This is a genomic window from Peribacillus folii (assembly GCF_030271255.1).
Taxonomy (GTDB): Bacteria; Bacillota; Bacilli; order Bacillales; family DSM-1321; genus Peribacillus.
Window position 1 is genome coordinate 171,046 of the sequence record NZ_JASJOM010000003.1, and the last position, 23,477, is coordinate 194,522.

The window sequence follows — 23,477 nt, forward strand, 5'->3', positions numbered from 1 at the left end:
GCACATCAATTTTCTGCTGCTGGGCAACTTCTTTTGTTTTATTAAACCTGAATGTTATACTCTAAAAAGAATTGTAGTTGCAGAGAAAGGGAGAACAGAAATGGAGATGAAAGATCTCGCGTTACCATCTTTAAACCGTTTTGCATCGGACTATTTACAAAACCGTCTTGAAGCGGAGGATTATTTTCATTATGACTTGTCTAAGCAGGATATGTATCGTGATAGATATAATGAACTGATGAGCCGTGTTTTTTCACGTCATGAATTATCCGATTACATACAGCGATACATGTCCCGTCTTTCAAGCAGTGAGGCAGTTAACCGAAATATCGAAAGGTTGCGCAAGAATGATTCCGTTGTGGTGATTGGCGGACAGCAGGCTGGATTGTTATCAGGTCCCCTGTATACCATCCATAAAGTGATTTCGATCATCAAGCTTGCAAAAGAACAGGAGAAAGAGCTTGGAAGCCCTGTGATACCGGTTTTTTGGATAGCTGGCGAAGACCATGATTTGGCTGAGGTCAACCATGTGTATGTCATGAAAAACGGAAAGCCTCACAAAAAAACATATCCCTCCTATCAGCCTTATAAAACGATGGTTTCGGATGTGGAACTTGAAACGGAAAAGGCAGAGAAGTGGTTTGAGGAAATCATCGAAACATATGGAGAAACGGCCTTTACGAATAAACTTCTTTTCGATATGAAAGGAATGATCAAGGAATCGAATACCTTTACCGACTTTTTTGCCCGGCTTATTCATGAATGGTTTCGCGAATATGGTCTCCTGCTCGTCGATGCTGGAGATCCGGAATTAAGGCAAATTGAAAAGGGCCACTTTGCATCGATGATTGAAAAAAGTGAGCGAATCGCTGCAGTGGTCGAGGATCAACAATCTTTCATGCAGGCAAAAGGGTATCCGAAAATGATAGAAATGGATAAACAAGCCGCGAATTTATTTTATTATGATCCCGACAAAAAAGATCGATGTTTACTGGAACGTGTGGAAGGCGGCTTCAGCGGCAAAAACTCGGAGGCATCGTTTTCCGAGGCCGAATTGCTGGCGATTGCCAACGATCATCCTGAGCGGCTAAGCAATAATGTCATCACGCGTCCGCTCATGCAGGAAATGCTTTTCCCTGTATTGGCTTTCATATCCGGACCAGGGGAGATTGCCTACTGGGCAGAATTAAAGCGTGCCTTTGAGCTGTTTTCAATGAAGATGCCGCCAATCATCCCTAGGCTGAACATCACGCTTGTAGAGCGGGGAGTCCAAACGGATATAGAAGACATGGAACTTACTTTGGAAACTGTTCTGACTGAAGGTACCGCCAAGGCTGTGAAACGATTCCTGGATTCGGTTGAAGATGAGACGATTGCTGATCTGTTCCGGAAGCTGAAATCACAGCTTGAAGAGAACCATAAAAAGCTGGCGGACCATGCAGTTTCTTTAGATGGCGGCCTTGAGCCAATGCTGAAAAAGAATATTGAATTCATCCAAAAGCAATTGGAATTTATGTATGGGAAAATTGGTGACCGCACAAAGGAACGGCATGCGGTTATCTTGAAAAAATATGAACGGATCGCCCATTCACTTTATCCGCTTGAATCCCCTCAAGAGAGGATCTGGAATGCTTTTTATTACTTGAATCAATATGGGCCGGAATTCATCCGTGATATCATGAAGCTGGATTACCAATTCAATAACCAGCATAAATTGATTTTCATTTAGAAAGACCAGCCGTTTTTGACGGAAATTTAACGTGGAAAAAAGACTGGTGCTAAAGCTTGAATGTTTGTAGAAAAAGGGGCCCGGATTCATTAATTCCGGGCCCCTTTTAAAATTTGATTTGGCTCCGCAATTTTTACCCGCTCCCATTACATACAGGCACGGGAGTACGGTACCCCAGCAACGGAAATCACCGTTCAAGGAACGGATAATATACAGACGAATTTGGGACAGGAGCTAAAGCCTGTCTTTTTTTGTTTCCTGGCTCTTGTCGCGTATTGCTTCGACAGGAAATGCGTGACTGTGTCCTAGTGTGAGTCCATTCGCGTGAAATCCAAGTTTCTTGAATAATTTGGCTAAATAAAACTTGTAAAGAAAAGGAGGGAATTTTTACTTGGAAGGAGAAAGTAAAAACAAGTGGAGAAAGGTGGGGGATTGTGGTACATTGAGATTAGAATGTGGGGGTAATGGGTATGTTCATGGGAGAGTACCATCATAACATCGATATAAAGGGCCGTTTGATCGTCCCCGTGAAATTCAGGGACAATCTCGGGGAGCAATTTGTTCTGACCCGCGGACTCGATCAATGTTTATTTGGTTACCCTATGGAAGAGTGGAAGCTGCTTGAAGAAAAGCTGAAAGCCCTGCCGTTGACAAAAAAAGATGCCCGAGCCTTTACCCGTTTTTTCTTTTCTGCAGCTACAGAATGCGAAATTGATAAACAAGGGCGAATTAATATCCCCACGCCGCTTACTTCATATGGCCAATTGGAAAAAGAATGTGTAATTCTTGGTGTTACCAATCGTATTGAGATTTGGAGCAAATCCCTTTGGGAAAACTATTTTTCAGCTTCGGAGGATTCTTTCGCTGAGATAGCAGAAAATATGATTGGCTTTGATATTTAAGGCTGCCCTCAGAAATAGAGTCACTCAATAACCGATTGGAAGGATGTCTAGCATGTTTCAACATACGACAGTGTTATTAAAAGAGACGGTTGATGGATTGAACATCAAACCTGATGGAATTTATGTGGATTGTACATTAGGAGGAGCCGGTCACAGCGAATACTTGCTTTCACAGCTCTCTGACAAGGGCAGGCTTTATGCTTTTGATCAGGATGAAACGGCAATTCGGAATGCTAAAAAAAAACTGGAAAGCTATGGTGAACGCATCGTCCTGGTTCCTAATAATTTTAAATACTTAAAAGAAGAGTTGAATGCCAGGGGGATCGAGAAAGTCGATGGAATCCTTTACGATTTAGGTGTGTCATCGCCCCAGTTGGATACACCTGAACGGGGATTCAGTTATAACCATGATGCACCTTTGGATATGAGGATGGATCAAAGCGCAGCCATCTCTGCCTATGATGTCGTGAATACTTGGTCATTCCAAGATTTGATGAGGATTTTCTTTCAATATGGAGAAGAGAAGTTCTCCAAGCAAATTGCCCGGAAAATTGAAGCGGCACGCGAGATAAAACCGATTGAAACGACGTTCGAGTTAGTGGAGCTAATTAAAGATGGGATTCCTGCGCCTGCAAGGCGGAAGGGCGGACATCCTGCCAAACGGGTATTCCAAGCGATCAGGATTGCTGTGAACGATGAGCTTGGCGTCTTCGAAGATTCTCTGGAGCAAGCGATTTCGCTTTTGGATATGGAAGGCAGGATTTCAGTTATAACATTCCATTCGCTCGAGGATAGGATTTGCAAAACGGTATTCAAGCAAGCGAGCAGCATGCCTGATCTACCGCCTGGACTTCCTGTCATCCCGGAAGAATTCAAACCGACATTAAAAATTATTACGAGAAAACCGATATTACCTTCTGAGGATGAACTGGAAGGAAATAATCGTTCACGTTCGGCTAAGTTAAGAATTGCTGAAAAGCAAAAAATATAAAAAAAATCAGTAGGGGGGAACAGGAATGAGTTCCATAGCCAAAAAAATGCAAGAACAGCAATATGAAGACCAACATCAGCAACAGACACAACAAACCGTGGTCATCCGTAAAGCGAAGATATCCATTGGTGAAGTTTTCTTACTTTGTGCCCTTGCTATAATGGTTGCTTTCATGGGTGTGAAGATCGTTTCCAATCAAGCGGCCATCTATGAAACGAATAAAGAGATCCAGCTAGTTGAATCGAAAATCGACGAACAGGGCAAAGTGAATGACGATTTGAAAGTGCAAGTTGCCGAACTTAGTACATATGAAAGAATTTGGAAAAAAGCTGCAGCGCTTGGGTTCAAGTTAAATAAGAATAATGTGAAGGGTGTGCAGTGATAATGCAGAAACAAAAAAATATGAAGCATGGGGCAGCCGGATTATTCTTCTTATTCGGCCTGCTCTTTTTTGTTTTAATCTGCCGCTTCTTGTATATTCAGGTGACAGGAACGGCAGGCGGTGAAGTGCTCGCTTCGAAAATCGAAAAGAAATACGAAAAAAAGCAAGTCATTGAGGCAAAAAGGGGGAGCATCCTCGATGCTAAGGGGGAAGTCATCGCCGAAGACACTTCCTCCTATATCTTAAGGGCTGTCCTTAGTAAAAAGGAACCTGAGCATGTCAAGGATGCAGAAATGACCGCGAGAAAGCTTGCAAAATATATTGACATGGATGAACAGGAAATTTATGAACGTCTTTCGAAAGAAGGGCCCTATCAGGTCGAGTTTGGCAGCGCAGGCAAGGATCTGACCCAGGTCGTCAAACAGAAAATTGAAAACTTGGAGCTGCCGGGCATCACCTTCGGGAGGACGAATAAACGATTTTACCCAAATGGAATCTTCGCATCGCATTTGATAGGCTATGTAGAAAAGGATGAGAAAACGGGCGAAATGGCCGGTAAGTTCGGCATTGAAAGATACCTCAATAAAGAATTGCAGGAAACGAACGGGAAGCTGACGTATGACAGTGACTCATGGGGACTGCTATTACCAAATGCGAAGGAAAAAGTGGTCGCTCCGGATAATGGCAATGATGTGATGCTGACCATCGACAAGAAGATCCAAACCTTCTTGGAAGATTCGTTGAGCAAAGTGCAGGCCAAATATGATCCCGAACAAGTCATAGCGATCGTATCCAATCCTAAAACGGGAGAGATTGTGGCGATGGGACAAAGGCCCACCTTTCACCCGACTACGAAGGTAGGGCTAACCGATACATGGCGTAACCTAGCCATTGAAGAAACGTTTGAGCCGGGATCGACGATGAAGACCTTTACGCTTGCAGCAGCTGTCGAGGAAGGTGTCTTCAATCCTAATGACAGTTTTGTAGCGGGAACCTATAAAGCCGGTTCAGGGGAAATCCATGATCATAGTGGAATCGAAAGAGGAAAGAGCATGACATTCCTTGAAGGGGTTCAACGTTCTTCCAACGTCGCTTTTGCAACACTTGCCATGGACAAGATCGGGGCGGATACCTTCAGGGAGTACCTGACTAAATTCGGTTTCGATAACAAAACGGGGATCGATTTGCCGAATGAAATAACCGGTAAAATTCAATATAAATACAAGCTTGAAAAAGTGACGACCGCCTTCGGACAAGGATCGACCGTCACCCCAATCCAACAGATCCAGGCTGCTTCCGCGATAGCGAATGACGGAAAGATGATGCAGCCCTATGTGATCAAAAGCATCTCCGATCAGGATACAGGCAAGGTTTTGAAAACAACGAAGCCGAAAGTCACAGGGAACCCAATTTCTGCAGAGACTGCCAAGCAGGTGCGTGACTATCTGGAGACGGTCATATCCGCGAAAAAGGGAACAGGGAGCAAATATGCCATCGATGGATATGAAGTCGCAGGAAAAACGGGAACTGCCCAAATTGCCGGTCCGACAGGAAGGTACCTGGAAGGGAAAAACAATTACGTATTTTCCTTTTTAGGAATGGCTCCGAAAGATGATCCGCAATTGGTCATGTATGTGGCAGTGAAGCAGCCCAAGCTGGGGGCTTCTTATGTCGGAGCAGACCCATTGTCAGAGATTTTCAATCCGGTCATGCAGAATAGCCTGCAATATTTAAACATCAAACCATCTGATGTGAAAAAACAAAATGCAATTGAAATCGCCGATTATACGAACCAGCCTGAAAGTTCCGCCGCCAAGGAGCTGAAGGAACAAGGTTATGATGTCAACACGATTGGGAGCGGGCGTAAGGTTCTCGAGCAATCCCCGAAGGCTGGAAGCACGCTTCTGCAGGGTGAAAAAATCATTTTGAGAACGGAAGGCGAGATGAAGCTTCCTGATATGAAGGGGTGGTCCTTACGGGACGTCATGAAATTGGCTAAGGTTGCAAAACTAGACCTGAAAACGACTGGAACAGGATATGTGAGCAAACAGAATCTCGAAGCAGGGAAAAAGGTGAAGGAAGGAGATTCCTTCCATATTGAATTATCGCAGCCAGAAGGAGCTAGTGAAGAAATCTCTGCTGATGATAAAACCGAATGAGCGCTGAAGAGGGGAATCCATATTGGATCCCCTCTTTTTTTAATGGTTTCATAGTCTAGCTTCGAGTAGACAAGCATATATTGAAGCATGTATGAAATGGAGGTGCCTGTTTTTGCGTGTTTCGAATGTTACTGTCCGAAAACGGCTGGCAATCGCATTGGCAGTAGGTATCGTTGTTTTTTTTATCATTGATATCCGCTTGGGAATTGTACAGTTCTATCTAGGTGATAAGCTGACGGGTCTTGCTAAAGATTCCTGGAGCAGGAATATTCCTTTTGAGGCTAAGCGGGGAGAGATTTTGGATCGCAATGGTGTGGAGCTGGCTACGAATATATCCGCCCCTACGGTCTATGTCATCCCAAGGCAGATTGAAGATCCCGATCAGACAGCGGGACAGCTTGCTTCAATTTTGGATATGACCAAGGAAAAGGCTTATCAATGGCTGACGAAACAAGCGATGAGTGTCAGGATTCCCGAAGGCAGAAAAATATCCCATGAAAAGGCGAAGGAAATTAAAGCATTGGGGTTAAAGGGCGTGTATATCGCTGAAGATTCAAAGCGCCATTACCCATTTGGCGAATACCTTTCACATGTACTCGGTTTTACGGGATCGGATAACCAGGGGCTGATGGGGATTGAATTGTCTTATGATAAAGAGCTAAGCGGAAAGAAAGGGTTTGTTAAATTTTATTCGGATGCGAAAGGGAAAAGGCTAGAGAACATGGCCGATGACTATAAGCCTCCCGTTGATGGAGATAACTTGAAGCTGACGATCGATAGCAAAATCCAGACAATCGTGGAGAGGGAGCTCGATAATGCGGAGGCAACTTATGACCCTGATGGTCTTATCGCCATTGCCATGGACCCCAATACCGGCGAAATTCTAGCCATGTCGAGCAGGCCGACATTCGACCCTGCCAATTTCCAAAATGTACCATCTGAAGTGTATAATCGCAACTTACCGGTTTGGAGTATATATGAACCGGGATCTACATTCAAGATCATCACCCTGGCTGCAGCGCTGGAGGAAGGGAAGGTGGATTTACAGCATGAACATTTTTATGACTCCGGGCATGTTGAGGTGGCTGGAACCGATCTCCATTGTTGGAAAAGGGGGGGACATGGCGATCAAACCTTCCTTGAAGTCGTCGAAAACTCGTGTAACCCTGGCTTTGTGGAATTGGGCAACAGGCTCGGCAAAGATAAATTATTTAAATATATCAATGACTTCGGATTTGGACAAAAAACAGGGATTGATTTAACCGGGGAAGGAAGAGGGATCATGTTCAATATGGATCGAGTGGGTCCTGTTGAGCAAGCAACGACAGCATTCGGACAAGGTGTTGCCGTAACGCCGATTCAGCAGGTGACAGCGGTCTCGGCTGCCGTGAATGGGGGGACTTTGTATACACCATATATCGCAAAGGAATTGGTTGACCCCAAAACGGGTGAGGTGCTTATGAGAAAGACCCCGCAGGCCAAGAAAAAGGTGATTTCCGAAGCGACTTCGAAAAAGGTTCGTGAAGCACTTGAATCGGTTGTAGCGCAAGGCAGCGGTAAAGGGGCATTCGTCGAATCATACCGGGTTGGCGGGAAGACTGGTACGGCGCAAAAAGCGGAAAATGGCCGATACCTTGAAAATAATTATATTCTCTCATTCATTGGTGTCGCTCCAGCCGATGACCCGCAAATCGTCGTCTATATCGCCGTCGATAATCCGAAGGGGACGGTGCAATTCGGCGGTGTCGTTGCCGCTCCGATCGTTGGCAATATCATGGAGGATTCCCTCAGGGCGATGGGCGTCAAACCAAGGAAAAACCAAATTGAAAAGGAAACGGTCTGGACCGATCCCGTCATGGTCGAGGTGCCGGATGTAGTGGGGCTAAGCAGAAAAGAGCTGCAAACCCAGCAGGTCGATTTGAAGCTGGATATTGCCGGCAATGGGGACAAAGTCATAAATCAGGCACCAGACGCAGGTGTTAAGTTAAAAGAAGGCTCTACGATAAGAATTTATCTTGGCGAAAATAAAGATTAAGTATAATATAATAGATGAATAGTTAAAGCGGCTGAAGAATCATCAGCCGCTTTGTTTACGGAGGCGCGATAACCCCGTATAATAAAAATTGGTTTCTCGACAAGCCAAGGTTAATCACATATAATGAATCCTCAAATTAAGTTGAGAGGGATGGAAAAATGAAGCTTCAAAAATTACTATCTTATTTACACTCCTTATTTAGCCATGAAGGAGAAAATCCTGAAATCACCTCCATTGAAAATGATAACCGTAAAGTCAAGGACGGAAGTTTATTTGTTTGCATAAATGGTTATACAGTCGATGGTCATGATTTTGCCCAATCCGCTGTTGAAAATGGAGCTGCGGCGATCATTGCCGAAAGAGAGCTTGATCTTCCTGTACCCGTGATCGTCGTCAGGGATTCCAGCAGGGCGATGGCGGTCCTGGCAGATGCATTCTACGGTCATCCGACGCAAAAGCTGCGCTTGATCGGAATCACCGGCACGAACGGAAAGACGACAACCAGTCACCTCCTTGAAAAGATCTTCGAGGATAGGCATGAAAAAACCGGCTTGATCGGCACAATGTATACAAAGATAGCCGATAAGGTTTATGAAACAAAGAATACGACACCTGATAGCGTTACACTGCAAAAGGCTTTTCATGAAATGACCGAAGCATTGGTGTCTACGGCCATAATGGAAGTATCTTCCCATGCACTTGAACTTGGTCGCGTCCATGGCTGTGACTATGATATTGCCGTATTCACGAACCTCACGCAAGATCACCTGGATTTCCATAAAACGATGGACAGATACAAGCAGGCAAAATCCTTGTTTTTCTCGCAGCTCGGAAATGCTTACATAGAAAATCGTCCTAAATATGCCGTGCTTAACGCTGATGATGAGGCAACTGTTGATTTCATTAAAGCGACGGCTGCTGCAGTCGTTACTTACGGAATAGACAATGAAGCCGATATCAGGGCAAAGGATTTAAAGATTGATGCAAATGGCACATCATTCATCTTGACAGCGGGGAAGGAAGAACGTTACATTCAGCTGAAACTGATTGGTAAATTCAGCGTATATAATGTGCTCTCCGCCATCGCGGCTTCCTTATGCGCAGGGAACGATTTAGATGACACCATTAAATCGATCGAGGGGATAAAAGGTGTGGCGGGCCGTTTTGAATTGGTATCGGCGAATCAAGCATTCCCGGTCATCGTTGATTATGCCCACACTCCGGACAGCTTGGAGAATGTCCTCAAGACCGTCGCCGAGTTTGCTGAAGCGAAAATCTTTGTGATTGTCGGCTGCGGCGGGGACAGAGACAAGACGAAGCGCCCGATCATGGCTGAGATTGCCTGCAACCTGGCGACAGACCCCATTTTCACCTCCGATAATCCGCGCAGTGAGGATGCGGCCCAGATCCTTCGGGATATGGAAGCCGGAGTGGCAGGTAAAGAATACACGGTAATCGAAGACCGTAGGCAGGCAATAATCCATGCCGTTTCCAAGGCGGAAGAGGGCGACGTTATTTTAATAGCGGGGAAGGGCCATGAAACATACCAATTGGTTGGCGATGAAGTGCTGCACTTCGATGATCGTGAAGAAGCGGAAAAGGCGATTCTAAGCCGTTTCGGTAAAGCTTGAACCATCAAGCGTGAATGTGTCCGGTCTACAAACAAGAAAAGACATCATGCAGAATTTTATATTTGAATTGTGTTAGGAATGAGGGAGTAAGGAATGTTGGAACAAGTGATTTTTTATACGATTTTGGTGGCGTTTTTAGTAACTGTGCTTCTTTCGCCGATTTTCATCCCGTTTTTGAGAAGGCTGAAATTTGGGCAAAGCATCAGGGAAGAAGGCCCGCAATCGCATTTGAAGAAAACGGGAACGCCTACAATGGGCGGTTTGGTCATATTATTATCGGTTACCATCGCTACACTGGTGATGACTTTTAAATTTTCGGTGCCTTCCACCGAAACCTATTTATTATTATTCGTTACACTAGGGTTTGGATTGCTTGGTTTCCTCGATGATTTCATCAAGGTGGTAATGAAGCGTAACCTTGGCTTGACCTCAAGGCAGAAACTGCTTGGGCAGATTGTGATTGCGGTCATCTTTTACTTCGTTTTCAAGCAGACAGATCGTTTCAATCCGGAATTGACGATTCCAGGTACTGACTTTTCCGTCGATTTTGGCTGGTTTTACCTATTTATCGTGATTTTCTGGCTTGTCGGTTTTTCGAATGCCGTCAATTTGACGGATGGCCTTGACGGGCTTGTCTCAGGTACTTCAGCCATTGCCTTTGGTGCCTTTGCGATTTTGGCATGGAGTCAGTCACAATATGATGTTTCAATATTTTCAGTGGCAGTCGTAGGTTCTGTTCTTGGATTTTTGGTATTCAATGCACACCCTGCAAAGGTCTTCATGGGTGATACAGGATCCTTGGCTCTGGGAGGAGCCATCGCAACGATAGCCTTACTGACGAAGCTTGAAATCCTGTTAGTGATCATTGGCGGAGTTTTTGTCATTGAGACGCTCTCTGTCATCCTGCAAGTAGGATCTTTTAAAATGACTGGTAAACGTATTTTTAAAATGAGTCCGCTCCACCACCATTATGAACTGTCTGGGTGGTCCGAATGGCGCGTAGTCGTGACTTTTTGGACAGTGGGCTTGCTGTGTGCGGTACTCGGAATCTATTTAGAGGTGTGGATATAATTGAAAGAGACTGCAAGGTATTCAGAGAAAAAAGTATTGGTATTGGGCTTGGCAAAGAGCGGAGTGATGGCAGCATCGCTTCTACATAAATTAGGCGCCTTCGTGACGGTCAATGACATGAAACCATTATCGGAAAACCCTGAGGCTCAAGGGTTGCTGGAGCAGGGTATCAAAGTCATCTGCGGCAGCCATCCGATTGAACTGCTTGATGAAGGTTTTGAATTGATCGTAAAAAACCCTGGGATACCCTATCGTAACCCGATCGTTAAAGGAGCGTTGGAAAAGGGAATTCCGGTTATCACGGAAGTTGAGCTTGCTTATCAAATCAGCGAAGCACCATTCATAGGAATCACGGGCACAAATGGGAAGACGACCACGACAACTTTGATATTTGAAATGCTGAAGGCCGGTGAAAAGTCACCGCTCATCGCCGGGAATATCGGGACAGTGGCATCCGGTGTAGCTGAAAAGGCAACTGCGGATGACTCGATTGTCATTGAATTATCATCTTTCCAGCTAATGGGGATAGAGGAGTTTCGTCCTGAAATTTCCATTCTAACGAATTTGTATGATGCTCATCTGGATTATCATAGTTCCAAACAAGAATATGCAGAAGCAAAAGCGGCAATTGCAAAAAATCAGCTGGCCTCCGATTTCTTGATTTATAATGCAGATCAAGATGCCGTTGTTTCCATGGCCGAAAAGACCAAGGCTCAGCTTGTTCCTTTCTCGGCTGAAAGGAAACATGAAAGTGGTGCCTATGTTGAGGATGGGGCCGTGTTCTTCCGCGGTGAAAGAATCATTGGCATTGCCGATATAGCTCTTCCTGGTAAACATAATTTGGAGAATGTGCTCGCAGCGATTTCAGCGGCGAAGCTGAAGGGGGTTGCGAATGAAGCGATCCAGACAGTGCTGAAGACATTTTATGGTGTGGAACATCGCCTGCAGTTCGTAGCCATGATTGAAAACCGGAAATTTTATAATGATTCGAAGGCGACGAACATTCTTGCTGCCTCAAAAGCACTTACATCCTTTACGGAACCTGTCATCCTTTTGGCGGGCGGGTTGGACCGGGGAAATGAATTCGATGAGTTAAAACCGGCCATGAAAAATGTCAAAGCCGTGATAACATTTGGCGAAACGGCAGAAAAAATTGAGCGGATAGCCAAGGAAATAGGAATAACGAATATAAAACGTGTCGATAATGTAGAAAAGGCCGTACCGGCTGCATTTGAGTTATCAAATGAAGGCGACTGCATACTTCTCTCACCAGCTTGTGCAAGCTGGGATCAATATAAAACTTTTGAGCAAAGAGGAGACATGTTTATGGAGGCCGTGCATAAACTTAAGTAACAGCTTTCGCAGAAAGAAGTGACTCTGCTTCTACGTCGACACCTTGGAAAAAAGCGATAATGAGCCGTTATCGCTTTTTTTTTGGCTATAGTGCAGCATTGATCTTCAAATTCGTACAGGCTCGAAAAACTTCCTCGAGGTGGATGTCCGTGCCATTAAAAAAATCGAATCCTGATCTCATTCTCATTATCGTCACCTTAACTCTACTGACCGTTGGTTTAATCATGGTTTACAGTGCAAGTGCCATTTGGGCAACATATAAATTTGATGATTCCTTTTATTTCGCAAAACGGCAGCTGCTGTTTGCCTGCGTCGGGGTCGTCGCCATGTTCTTCATCATGAATGTCGATTACTGGACGTGGAGGACTTGGGCAAAGATCTTGATCATCATTTGTTTCATCTTGTTGCTGGCAGTATTGGTGCCTGGAATAGGGATGGCAAGAAATGGTTCACGGAGCTGGATTGGGGTCGGTGCCTTTTCAGTCCAGCCTTCCGAGTTCATGAAGCTGGCGATGATCGCTTTTTTAGCCAAGTTTTTATCCGAACGTCAAAAGCTCATCACCTCCTTTAAAAAGGGGATGCTTCCATCCCTGGGACTCGTATTCTTGGCATTTGGATTAATCATGCTACAGCCCGATCTTGGAACGGGAACGGTCATGGTGGGAACGTGTATCGTCATGATTTTTATTTCCGGAGCAAGAATCAGCCATTTTGTTGGCTTGGGGCTGATCGGTGTAGCGGGCTTCATCGGGTTGATTTTGTCAGCGCCCTACAGGATAAAAAGGATCACATCTTTCTTGGACCCGTGGGAAGACCCTTTGGGAAGCGGTTTTCAAATGATTCAGTCCTTTTATGCGATCGGTCCGGGGGGGCTGTTCGGCCTTGGCCTCGGGCAAAGCCGGCAGAAATTTTTCTATTTACCAGAACCGCAGACGGATTTCATTTTTGCGATCCTTTCCGAGGAACTGGGTTTCATCGGCGGTTCTCTCGTCATTCTGTTATTTGCGCTAATGCTTTGGCGGGGCATCAGGATTGCGCTTGGGGCACCTGACTTATACGGCAGCCTAGTTGCAGTGGGGATCATTGCAATGGTTGCCATCCAGGTGATGATCAATATCGGGGTCGTGACGGGCTTGATGCCAGTAACCGGCATCACCCTGCCCTTGTTAAGTTATGGCGGATCATCGCTGACCCTCATGCTCATGGCAATTGGGGTATTGTTGAACATTAGCCGCTATTCAAGGTTTTGAAAGAACTTTAAAAAAAGGGAGGCCCTTCCACATGCGGGGCTTCCCTTTTTAGGTTGAAAGCCTTTGCAGGAAACGAAGGGTGAAAGAAGCTTGGCCCGAATTAGAAATTTATGAAATGCCAATTAAATATTACCATGTACGAATGTTTGCGAATCCACAATAAATATTGGCAATACAGCTTTGTTTAGACTATAGTATAAGAGGGTTAGGCCGCATAGGCGCTTGCTTCTGTTCATTTTTTATGTTTTTTACATGCAAGATGTTATCATTCTTGGAAAATCAGTGACCTCATGAAAGAGGAAATGAAAATCATCAATTTGGAATTTTGGGAACAACAAGGAGGTTTATCATGGATAAAGTGATAAAGCAATTAACTGAAATGAAAATCGGCAAGGTTCTTGAACAAGAACCACTTGCGAACCATACAACTATGAAAATAGGAGGGCCGGCTGATTTATTCATCGTGCCATCTTCCATTGAAAATATAGAAAAAACGATGCAGGTCATCAAAGAAAATGATATACCTTGGCGAGCGATTGGCAGGGGCTCCAACCTTCTTGTAAGTGATGGGGGAATTGAGGGTGCCGTGCTTAAGTTGGGAAGAGGTCTTGATCACATCGAGATGAATGGAACGGAAATCAAAGCAGGAGCTGGTGTATCACTTGTCAGCTTATCCGTTCAAATCAGTAAAAAAGGCTATGCAGGGCTGGAATTCGCCAGTGGAATCCCTGGTTCCGTCGGCGGTGCTGTCTATATGAACGCTGGGGCGCATGGCTCCGATATGAGTGAGATTCTCAAGGAAGCGCATGTTCTGTTTGAGGATGGTTCGTTAGCCTGGCTTTCGAAGGAGGAAATGGATTTTTCTTATCGAACCTCCGTACTTCAAAAGAAAAGGCCAGGTATCGTGCTTGAAGCGGTTTTTCAATTGACCGAGGGCGATAAAACCGAAATCGTTGGAAGAATGCAGGATAACAAAAATTACCGTAAGGATACACAGCCGTATAACCTGCCGTGTGCAGGCAGCATATTCAGGAATCCACTTCCGCATCATGCCGGTAAATTGGTGGAAAATGCCGGTTTGAAGGGGCATTCGATTGGCGGAGCGCAAATTTCCCCGATGCACGGTAACTTTATCGTTAACACAGGCAATGGAAGTGCAGCGGATGTGCAGGCATTGATACAGCATGTGAAAGATACGGTGTATGATCAATTCGAAATTGAAATGGAAACAGAAGTAGAAATCATCGGCCGTAAATAAGAGGATTCAATATATCCAAATTTTGTGTTATAATGTGTTTCCTTTCAAAGTTTCATATAAACGGACTAAGCGTGTGTCCTGATGTCGTATTATATATAAACCATCCATTTTTTCAGGAAGAGGTGAAAGGGATGGAAAAGGGAAAAATCGTTTCCATTGAGGACCGCATCCCGAAATTAAAACAATTAAGAAAAAGCAAAGCAAACAAGCGACTGGTTCTTTTGCTTTCCCTTTTCTTCATTCTGGTTGCATGCGTGCTATATTTTTTATCGCCTTTAAGCTATGTGCAAAACGTGCAGGTGGAAGGGAATCGGTATATCACTTCCAAGCAAATCATTGAGTTGAGTAAGGTGAAGAAGGATCGAAGCATTTGGAAGATCGATACAGGGAAAGCGGCAGCCAACATTAAAAGGAACGAGGAAATAAAAAACGCCAAGGTAACGCCAGTATTTCCTAACTCGATTAAAATTACGGTATCCGAACATAACAGAATGGCCTATCTGTCTAATGACGGGAAGTATGCACCGATTTTGGAGAACGGGACCGTCCTTGAGGAGTTAGCTACAGGTGAAATTCCAGTATATGCCCCGGTTTTAATTGGTTTCAAAGAGGGTAAAGCATTAAAGTTGCTCTTGGAACAGCTGGATAAGCTTCCTGTCGAGATTCAAAATGCCATTTCGGAAATCCATTATGCCCCTACCAAAACCGATGGATATCATATCGTCATGTTCATGAATGATGGGTTTGAAGTGAGTGCGACAAGCAGGACGTTATTCGAGAAAATGATTCACTACCCCTCAATCGTCAGTCAGTTGGACCCAAAGGTAAAGGGAGTCATCGACCTGGAAGTGGGTTCTTATTTTAAAGCGTATAAAAACGCGGAACAAAAGGAAGACACGAATGGGCAAAATTGATGGCAGACGGGTGCTCTTATCCTTCGTTTGCGTCGTGCTTGGATTTATGATTGCCTTCTCTTACAACCTGACCAAGGATAATCGGGGAGTAAGGGAGGACAAGGCATGGAATGAAGAATACATGCTTAGGCAGCAATTGATCGAACAGGAGAAGCAGAACCGGCAATTTCAGAAGGAGCTGCTTCAAAAGCAGGAAGCCGTATCCAAAATAGAACAAGATCTTGCCCAGGAAAAACAGCTGTTTTTCAAGTTGGCCAAAGATACGGAAAAATTTCGGATGTATCTAGGTAAAGTGAAGGTGAAAGGCAAAGGCCTTCAGGTGACCCTTGAAGATGGTACGAATTCGGACCCGGAAGCCAATGTCAATAACTACTTGGTTCATGAACAGCATGTCTTCAAGGTCGTAAATGAATTATACATATCAGGTGCAGAGGCTGTTGCAATCAACGGCCAAAGATTGAACCATGATTCCTATATTATTTGTAATGGACCAGTCATCACGGTAGATGGGCACCAGCATCCAGCTCCATTCATCATCTCTGCAATCGGGGATGCGGATGTACTGGGGGATTCCCTCGACCTGCCTGGAGGCATAAAGGAACAGTTGGTTAACGAGAATATCATTTTTACCATGGAAAAGAAAAAGAACATCATTTTTGATCCCATTATTGGAGGATGATCAAATTCCTGTCCGATGAAAGATTGGTGAGAGACTGGAAATGAAAAAAAAGCTTTCTTTTAGTTTGCTTACTTTGATTGCGGGCTTCATGCTCGCTATTCAATTCAATTTGGTGAATAAACCTGTCGTTTCCGATACAAGGGATATGTGGGAACTGAAAAATGATTTATTGAAGGAACAACAGGCACAGGTTGAATTAATAGACGGCATCAGTAAGCTCGAGGGGAAAATTGCCTCCTATGAAACCGAGAGAAATGAAAGTAAGGAAGAATTGCTGCGGGAAACGCTTAATGAATTAAAGGCTGAGGCGGGTTTGACCGAAATAAAAGGTAATGGTGTCACCGTGTCGATACAACCGATAAAGGAGGGGATCCTCCTTGGTGAGCGAATTGAATACATTTCACCCGTATTGTTAATTCGGCTCCTTAATGAAATGCATAGATTTGGGGCGGGTGACATCTCCATTGCCGGACAAAGGTATATATCAACTTCAGTCATCCGTGACATAAATGGACAGCCGAAAATGGACGGATACCCTTTGATTGATTACCCGGTCGAACTGCAGGCCATAACGGATGATCCAAAGAAATTAAAGCAGCGTATTGAGGGCTCTGAATTAATGGACGATTTCTTCATCGACAATTTCGAATTACAAATAAAGTTCCCTTCTGGTGAATTGACATTGCCTGCCTACCAAAATGATGTAGTGGTTGAACGCATGATACCCATCATGGATGGGGGGAACTTGTAATGTGGCTGCCAGTTTTTGGGCTTTTGATCGGAATCGCCCTTGGCTTTTTGGTAGATTTGGATATTCCCCACGAATATTCAAATTACCTTTCCATTGCGGTGCTCGCGGCTTTTGATACCTTATTTGGGGGCATCAGGGCCCATTTGCAAAATCTTTATGATGAGGTTGTATTTGTATCGGGATTCTTCTTTAATATTGTTCTTGCCGCAGGTTTGGCTTTTCTAGGTGTACATCTTGGTGTAGACTTATATTTAGCCGCGATCTTTGTATTCGGGGTAAGACTGTTTCAAAATATTGCGATGATCAGAAGAATTCTGATTGAAAAATGGTCCATTTCCCGGAAAAAGCAGAAAAAAAATCAATAATTTTAAAGGGAATCACATCATAAATGACGAATAGTTTATGGCAGTATCTAGTTTAGCAGATTTCTCCATTAAGAAGAGAAACGAACGATATTTAGCTTTTAGGGAGAAATCTACGAGTTTTGCTTGAGAAATGCGAAATGTACCACTTATTATGACATTCATGAGTTGTTGAAATCAGTTCAGTTATTCTATAATGAATAGGTCTTTCGATATAAAAAAATGTTATTCTACTAAAACATGTATAAAACTGAAGGAGGTGCCATGGAGAATGAACAGCAATGAAATATACGTAAGTCTTGACATCGGTACATCCAGTGTAAAAGTTATCATTGGGGAAATGGTCAATGACACATTAAATATAATCGGCGTGGGAAATGTTAAATCAGAGGGGCTCAAAAAGGGCTCGATCGTCGGTATAGATGAAACCGTCCAATCCATCCAAAAGGCTGTGGAGCAAGCCGAACGGATGATAGGGATGGAGATTAAAAATGTAATCGTCGGAATAAGTGCAAATCACGTGACGCTACAGCCTTGTCACGGGGTGGTAGCAGTATCCAGCGACAATAAAGAAATTACGGAACATGACGTTTTCCGGGTTCGGGAAGCAGCGGAGCTAATTACGATCCCATCCGACAGGGAGATTATCGACGTGGTGCCGATCCATTATAAAGTTGACGAGCTTGATGAAATCAGTGATCCGAGAGGCATGATTGGTGTTCGCTTGGAAATGAGAGGGATCTTAATCACAGGTCTTCGGACAATCTTACATAATACGCTGCGGTGCGTGGAAAGGGCTGGGTTAGAAATAACCGATATCGCCCTACAGCCTTTGGCGGCAGGTTCCCTTGTTTTATCCAAGGATGAAAAAGAACTTGGTGTGGCGCTTGTCGATATTGGCGGAGGTTCCACTACACTGGCAATATTCGAACAAGGCTATTTACAATATACGTCTGTGATACCTATAGGCGGGGAAACCCTTACGAAAGACCTTTCCATAGTGCTAAGGACGACGATGGAAGAAGCTGAGAAAATAAAAGTAAAGCATGGCCATGCCTTTTATGATGATGCGTCTGAAGACGAGGTATTCCAGATTCCGATCATCGGCAGCGACCAGCAGCAGCCCTGCAATCAATTGATGCTTTCGGATATCATCGAAGCGAGATTGACCGAAATTTTCGAGTTGATTCAAGATGACTTGAGGAGACTCGGGTTCCAAGATATACCAGGAGGTTTCGTCCTGACCGGTGGCGTTGTCAAAATGCCGGGAGTCCTGGAGCTCGCCCAATATGTGTTCCAAAACCGCGTAAGGACGGCTGAACCGAATTACATTGGTGTCAGGGAACCTCAGTACACGACTGCAGTCGGCTTGATTAAACACGCTTGCAAGAAAGAGAGAATGCAAAAAAACACCGCTAATAAAACTCCTGTAGCAGTTGGTCAAACGCAGGAAGAGAATGACCAGCGCAGCCAAAAGGTTTCTCAGAAAAACAAAGAGAGCATACCGGCTAAAAAACAAGGTGAAAAAGGTGAATCTAAATTCAAAAAAATCCTAGGTTACTTTTTTGAATAACAATCATTAAGAATCGGGAATTTGGTCAAAATAGGAGGATTGTCATGTTGGAGTTTGATTCTAATCTAGAACAATTAGCAACGATAAAAGTAATAGGTGTTGGCGGCGGCGGAAACAATGCGGTAAACAGAATGATCGAGCATGGCGTACAAGGTGTTGAATTCATTTCCGTCAATACTGACGCACAAGCTCTTAACCTATCAAAAGCGGAAGTGAAAATGCAAATCGGCGGAAAGCTTACGCGTGGATTGGGTGCTGGCGCCAACCCTGAAGTAGGGAAAAAGGCTGCTGAAGAAAGCAAGGAACAGATTGAAGAAGCGCTCAAGGGTGCCGATATGGTTTTCGTAACCGCAGGTATGGGCGGCGGAACGGGTACAGGTGCTGCTCCTGTCATTGCCGGGATCGCTAAAGATTTAGGTGCACTTACCGTTGGTGTAGTCACCCGTCCATTCACTTTTGAAGGCAGAAAACGGGCAACCCAAGCTCAAGGCGGGATTTCATCCATGAAGGAATCGGTCGATACACTGATCGTCATTCCGAACGACAGACTCCTTGAAATCGTCGATAAAAGCACGCCGATGCTTGAAGCATTCCGTGAGGCCGATAACGTACTTCGTCAGGGTGTACAGGGGATTTCCGATTTAATTGCGGTGCCGGGTCTGATTAACTTGGACTTTGCCGATGTTAAGACCATCATGTCCAACAAAGGTTCGGCGCTTATGGGCATCGGGATTTCCTCAGGGGAAAACCGTGCGGCAGAAGCGGCGAAGAAAGCCATTTCCAGCCCATTGCTCGAAACATCGATTGATGGCGCCCAAGGTGTACTGATGAATATCACAGGCGGAACGAACTTAAGCCTCTTCGAAGTTCAGGAAGCAGCAGATATCGTCGCCACTGCATCCGATCAGGATGTAAACATGATTTTTGGTTCGGTCATCAACGAAAACCTTAAAGATGAAATTGTCGTGACGGTAATTGCAACGGGCTTTAACGAAGTGGAAGCTTCAATACGGCCTACTGGACGTCCAACACTTGGACAGCAGCAATCAAGGCCGCAGACACAGCAAGCGCCACAGACCAATGTGAAGCGTGAAGTGAAGAGGGAAGAAGTCAATGAGCAGCCTACGCGCAATGCGAACCAAGGTGAAGAGGCTCTGGATATTCCTACTTTTCTCCGTAACCGCAATAGACGCCGTTAATATGATCTTCAAAACCGTTCCCGATGGGAACGGTTTTTTTATTGGCCGTTAGATGGGAGGCTTATTTCAGGCATCCTTACATATCATTTGGATTAGATGATTAAATGATTCCTGCACGTCAGCCTTTTCCATGGACGGGAGCTTTAATAATATATAGAAAAAGGAAGAGGTCCCGAGAAAATCATAAACTTTTAAAACATAAATCGACAGTAGTAAAAGGGAGCAGGATAGTATATCCGGAGATATTGAAAATATCAAGAGCTGTTTTTCTACAAAAAGGGTAAAAATGACTGAAAAACTCTTACGTTTTCTGAACAAAAAGTGACACACTTTCTAGGGCTGGGTACGCTATACTTTTTGCTAGTGGAAGGTTAGTTCCTAAAGGGAGGGGAGGGTGTTTGACCTTATATTTAGATGTGATCTGGATGTTGAATTGGTTATTTGACTGCCTCCTTTTATATTGGACCGCAATCATTCTTAAACGAAGGGTCGCTCTTTGGCGGGTGTGTATCGGCGGCCTTATCGGTTCCTTCATTATCGTATTGGCATTCACACCTTTTTATGCCCTGGCGGACCAAGTGTACATGAAAATTCTTGTATCCCTGGTCATGGTGCTGGTCACCTTTGGATTTAAACGGTTGAAACTTTTCTTGAAATCGGTGGCCACTTTATACTTTGTGACGTTTTTATCCGGGGGGATCCTCTTGGGCCTCCACTATTTATTCGAATTTCAGATTGTAGCCAAGGACCCAGGGCATTATGCTGGAATCAATCGTTATGGTGACCCTGTCAGCTGGATATTCGTAATGATTGGGTTTCCCATCGCTTGGCAATTTTCCAGGCGGACACTTGAAGGGATGGAAATGACGAAGCTGACACATGAACAAATGGTTTTGGTCACAGTCAAGATTTCTGACTTTGAAGGAACATTTCATGGACTGGTGGATACCGGGAATCAGTTGTATGATCCCATCTCACGCTCGCCGGTGATGATCATTTCTCTTTCAGGAAGGGAAACGGGAATTCCGGATGATATGTTAGAGCTTTTCAAAAACCCTGATAACCTGATCAAGCAGGAAGAACAACCTGAGTATTCATGGACGGGACGAATGCGGGTCATCCCGTATAAGGTCGTAGGGCATGAACATCAGCTTTTGACCGCCATCAAGCCGGATTCCATTAAAATCATTCAAGGGGAAAATGAATATCACGTGAAGCAAGGGCTCGTTTCTTTCACCTTTTCCCAACTCTCTCCCGACAATAGCTATCAATCTATTGTTCACCCGAAAATGTTAACCGGCATCCCGGTGCAAAATGCCTCCTAAACCATTGAGTCACACTTGAAATTTGACCCATAATCCATTTATTTAGAAGGGAGAATTATTTTGAAGAAACTCATTCTTCGGCTCACTTACTTTTGGTACAAACTATTGTTCAAGCTTGGATTGAAGACGGACGAAATATTTTACATTGGAGGAAGTGAGGCGCTGCCACCGCCCCTTTCGAAGGAAGAAGAGGCAATCTTGATCAATAAATTGCCGAAGGGCGACGAAGCAGCACGATCGATATTGATCGAACGAAATTTGCGATTGGTCGTTTATATTGCAAGGAAATTCGAAAATACGGGAATCAATATCGAAGACCTCATCAGCATAGGCACCATTGGTTTGATAAAGGCCGTGAATACATTCAATCCAGAGAAGAAAATCAAATTGGCTACATATGCCTCTAGATGCATCGAGAATGAGATCTTGATGTATTTACGGAGGAATAACAAAATCCGTTCTGAAGTTTCGTTTGATGAACCGCTGAATATCGATTGGGATGGAAATGAGCTTCTCTTATCGGATGTCCTTGGCACTGACGATGACATCATCACGAAAGATCTTGAAGCCAATGTGGACCGCAAGCTGCTGACGAAGGCACTTACGCAGTTATCGGAGCGTGAAAAGCAGATAATGGAACTGCGATTTGGTCTCGCAGGCGGAGAGGAAAAAACGCAAAAGGATGTTGCCGATATGCTGGGAATTTCCCAGTCATATATTTCGCGTTTGGAAAAACGGATCATCAAGAGGCTTCGTAAGGAATTTAATAAGATGGTGTAAAAAAAATAAGTGCCCGAATGCCAAGCAAATCAATACTTTGACAACGGTATAAAAAATAATGGCGATTTTCTGTTCTGGCCAAGTGCATATTTTTCCCTCCCTCGGAAATACTGTTTTTTGTACAGCGCTCCTGTGAGGAGGGAATAATTTTGTCTCGTAATAAGGTTGAAATCTGCGGTGTGGATACATCAAAATTACCGGTTTTAAAGAATGAGGAAATGAGAAAACTCTTTAAAGAATTGCAAGATGGCGATATTTCAGCAAGAGAGAAACTGGTAAACGGGAATCTTCGACTCGTTCTAAGCGTCATTCAGCGCTTTAACAATCGGGGAGAGTATGTGGATGATCTATTTCAGGTAGGCTGTATAGGATTGATGAAGTCGATAGACAACTTTGACTTAGGTCAAAATGTTAAGTTTTCAACATATGCTGTACCGATGATTATTGGGGAAATCAGAAGATATCTTCGTGACAATAATCCGATTCGGGTTTCCCGTTCTTTAAGAGACATCGCTTACAAAGCTTTGCAGGTTAAAGAAAAGCTCATAAGCCAGACCCTTCGTGAGCCGACAGCTGAAGAAATCGCCAAGGTGTTGGAAGTAACTCATGAAGAAATCGTTTTTGCACTTGATGCGATACAAGATCCAGTTTCACTTTTTGAACCGATTTATAATGATGGCGGGGACCCGATTTATGTACTCGACCAACTGAGTGATGAAAAAAATAAAGACAGTACGTGGATTGATGAAATAGCAATAAATGAAGGCATGAGACGGTTGAATGACCGCGAAAAAATGATTCTTCGCAAACGGTTTTTCCAAGGGAAGACGCAAATGGAGGTAGCCGAGGAAATTGGCATTTCACAGGCGCAGGTGTCCAGGCTGGAAAAAGCGGCAATAAAGCAAATGAATAAAAATATCCAACAGTAGAAGCTGAGCATGAGAAAAGGTAGCTTAAGCGGGTAATGCAAATTACCATTATCCGCCTAAAGCCGCCTATCCGTAGCCGCTTTTTTATTTTGTCTAAAACTCACGCTTCTTGCAGGGAGGAATCGATGAGGGTAACGTTTATTTACCGTATCCTTCATCCTTGAGTCAATCATGTCATATACATATGAATAAGACCTTCATCTA

The 23,477-nt window shown here is 44.2% G+C and carries 20 protein-coding genes; all 20 read left to right on the forward strand.

The features are described from left to right. Positions 1-100: 100 nt before the first annotated feature. The 20 genes from bshC to sigG all read left to right on the forward strand — a co-directional run bounded on the left by bshC (position 101) and on the right by sigG (position 23,273). Positions 101-1,729, forward strand: a complete 1,629-nt coding sequence (bshC, locus tag QNI08_RS05925) for a bacillithiol biosynthesis cysteine-adding enzyme BshC (protein WP_285766507.1) — start codon at positions 101-103, stop codon at positions 1,727-1,729. A gap of 470 nt (positions 1,730-2,199) precedes the next feature. Beyond that, positions 2,200-2,631, forward strand: coding sequence for a division/cell wall cluster transcriptional repressor MraZ (mraZ, locus tag QNI08_RS05930; protein ID WP_053345229.1), 432 nt, complete (start codon positions 2,200-2,202; stop codon positions 2,629-2,631). Between the two features lie 52 nt (positions 2,632-2,683). Beyond that, complete coding sequence (rsmH, locus tag QNI08_RS05935; RefSeq protein WP_285766508.1) at positions 2,684-3,622, forward strand: 16S rRNA (cytosine(1402)-N(4))-methyltransferase RsmH; 939 nt, start codon at positions 2,684-2,686, stop codon at positions 3,620-3,622. Between the two features lie 25 nt (positions 3,623-3,647). Then, complete coding sequence (ftsL, locus tag QNI08_RS05940; protein ID WP_285766509.1) at positions 3,648-4,004, forward strand: cell division protein FtsL; 357 nt, start codon at positions 3,648-3,650, stop codon at positions 4,002-4,004. A 2-nt stretch (positions 4,005-4,006) separates the two neighbouring features. Then, positions 4,007-6,163: a penicillin-binding protein gene (locus QNI08_RS05945; RefSeq protein ID WP_285766510.1), complete on the forward strand. Its 2,157-nt coding sequence runs from the start codon at positions 4,007-4,009 to the stop codon at positions 6,161-6,163. A 112-nt stretch (positions 6,164-6,275) separates the two neighbouring features. Further along, entirely contained in the window at positions 6,276-8,198 is a 1,923-nt protein-coding gene (locus tag QNI08_RS05950; RefSeq protein WP_285766511.1) for a stage V sporulation protein D, read from the forward strand. Between the two features lie 158 nt (positions 8,199-8,356). Further along, positions 8,357-9,829 (forward strand): UDP-N-acetylmuramoyl-L-alanyl-D-glutamate--2,6-diaminopimelate ligase, encoded by a 1,473-nt coding sequence (locus QNI08_RS05955; protein WP_285766512.1) that lies wholly within the window; start codon positions 8,357-8,359, stop codon positions 9,827-9,829. Between the two features lie 93 nt (positions 9,830-9,922). Further along, on the forward strand, positions 9,923-10,900 hold the full coding sequence (gene mraY / locus QNI08_RS05960) for a phospho-N-acetylmuramoyl-pentapeptide-transferase (RefSeq protein WP_285766513.1): 978 nt from the start codon (positions 9,923-9,925) through the stop codon (positions 10,898-10,900). After that, positions 10,901-12,253: a UDP-N-acetylmuramoyl-L-alanine--D-glutamate ligase gene (gene murD, locus QNI08_RS05965; protein ID WP_285766514.1), complete on the forward strand. Its 1,353-nt coding sequence runs from the start codon at positions 10,901-10,903 to the stop codon at positions 12,251-12,253. Positions 12,254-12,396: 143 nt separating this feature from the next. Continuing rightward, the gene (gene spoVE, locus QNI08_RS05970; RefSeq protein WP_483313747.1) at positions 12,397-13,503 is read left to right on the forward strand and encodes a stage V sporulation protein E; all 1,107 of its coding nucleotides are present in this window, start codon (positions 12,397-12,399) and stop codon (positions 13,501-13,503) included. A gap of 349 nt (positions 13,504-13,852) precedes the next feature. Continuing rightward, positions 13,853-14,761 (forward strand): UDP-N-acetylmuramate dehydrogenase, encoded by a 909-nt coding sequence (gene murB, locus QNI08_RS05975; RefSeq protein ID WP_285766516.1) that lies wholly within the window; start codon positions 13,853-13,855, stop codon positions 14,759-14,761. A 131-nt stretch (positions 14,762-14,892) separates the two neighbouring features. Continuing rightward, a complete protein-coding gene (locus tag QNI08_RS05980; protein WP_285766517.1) occupies positions 14,893-15,675 on the forward strand; it encodes a cell division protein FtsQ/DivIB in 783 nt (260 codons plus the stop codon). Then, positions 15,662-16,354 (forward strand): DUF881 domain-containing protein, encoded by a 693-nt coding sequence (locus tag QNI08_RS05985; protein ID WP_285766518.1) that lies wholly within the window; start codon positions 15,662-15,664, stop codon positions 16,352-16,354. Before QNI08_RS05980 ends, QNI08_RS05985 begins: the two co-directional genes overlap by 14 nt. 40 nt (positions 16,355-16,394) lie before the next feature. Continuing rightward, on the forward strand, positions 16,395-17,105 hold the full coding sequence (locus tag QNI08_RS05990) for a DUF881 domain-containing protein (protein WP_285766519.1): 711 nt from the start codon (positions 16,395-16,397) through the stop codon (positions 17,103-17,105). Beyond that, positions 17,105-17,470 carry a small basic family protein gene (locus QNI08_RS05995; RefSeq protein ID WP_285766520.1) on the forward strand — a complete coding sequence of 122 codons (366 nt, stop codon included), beginning with the start codon at positions 17,105-17,107 and terminating at the stop codon, positions 17,468-17,470. Before QNI08_RS05990 ends, QNI08_RS05995 begins: the two co-directional genes overlap by 1 nt. Before the next feature lie 268 nt (positions 17,471-17,738). Next, a complete protein-coding gene (ftsA, locus tag QNI08_RS06000) occupies positions 17,739-19,040 on the forward strand; it encodes a cell division protein FtsA (protein WP_285766521.1) in 1,302 nt (433 codons plus the stop codon). A gap of 44 nt (positions 19,041-19,084) precedes the next feature. Next, complete coding sequence (gene ftsZ / locus QNI08_RS06005) at positions 19,085-20,239, forward strand: cell division protein FtsZ (RefSeq protein WP_285766522.1); 1,155 nt, start codon at positions 19,085-19,087, stop codon at positions 20,237-20,239. A 398-nt stretch (positions 20,240-20,637) separates the two neighbouring features. Further along, entirely contained in the window at positions 20,638-21,564 is a 927-nt protein-coding gene (spoIIGA, locus tag QNI08_RS06010) for a sigma-E processing peptidase SpoIIGA (RefSeq protein ID WP_285766523.1), read from the forward strand. Between the two features lie 60 nt (positions 21,565-21,624). Beyond that, positions 21,625-22,344, forward strand: a complete 720-nt coding sequence (gene sigE / locus QNI08_RS06015; protein ID WP_285766524.1) for an RNA polymerase sporulation sigma factor SigE — start codon at positions 21,625-21,627, stop codon at positions 22,342-22,344. Between the two features lie 149 nt (positions 22,345-22,493). Beyond that, positions 22,494-23,273, forward strand: a complete 780-nt coding sequence (gene sigG, locus QNI08_RS06020) for an RNA polymerase sporulation sigma factor SigG (RefSeq protein WP_285766525.1) — start codon at positions 22,494-22,496, stop codon at positions 23,271-23,273. Positions 23,274-23,477 lie beyond the last annotated feature (204 nt).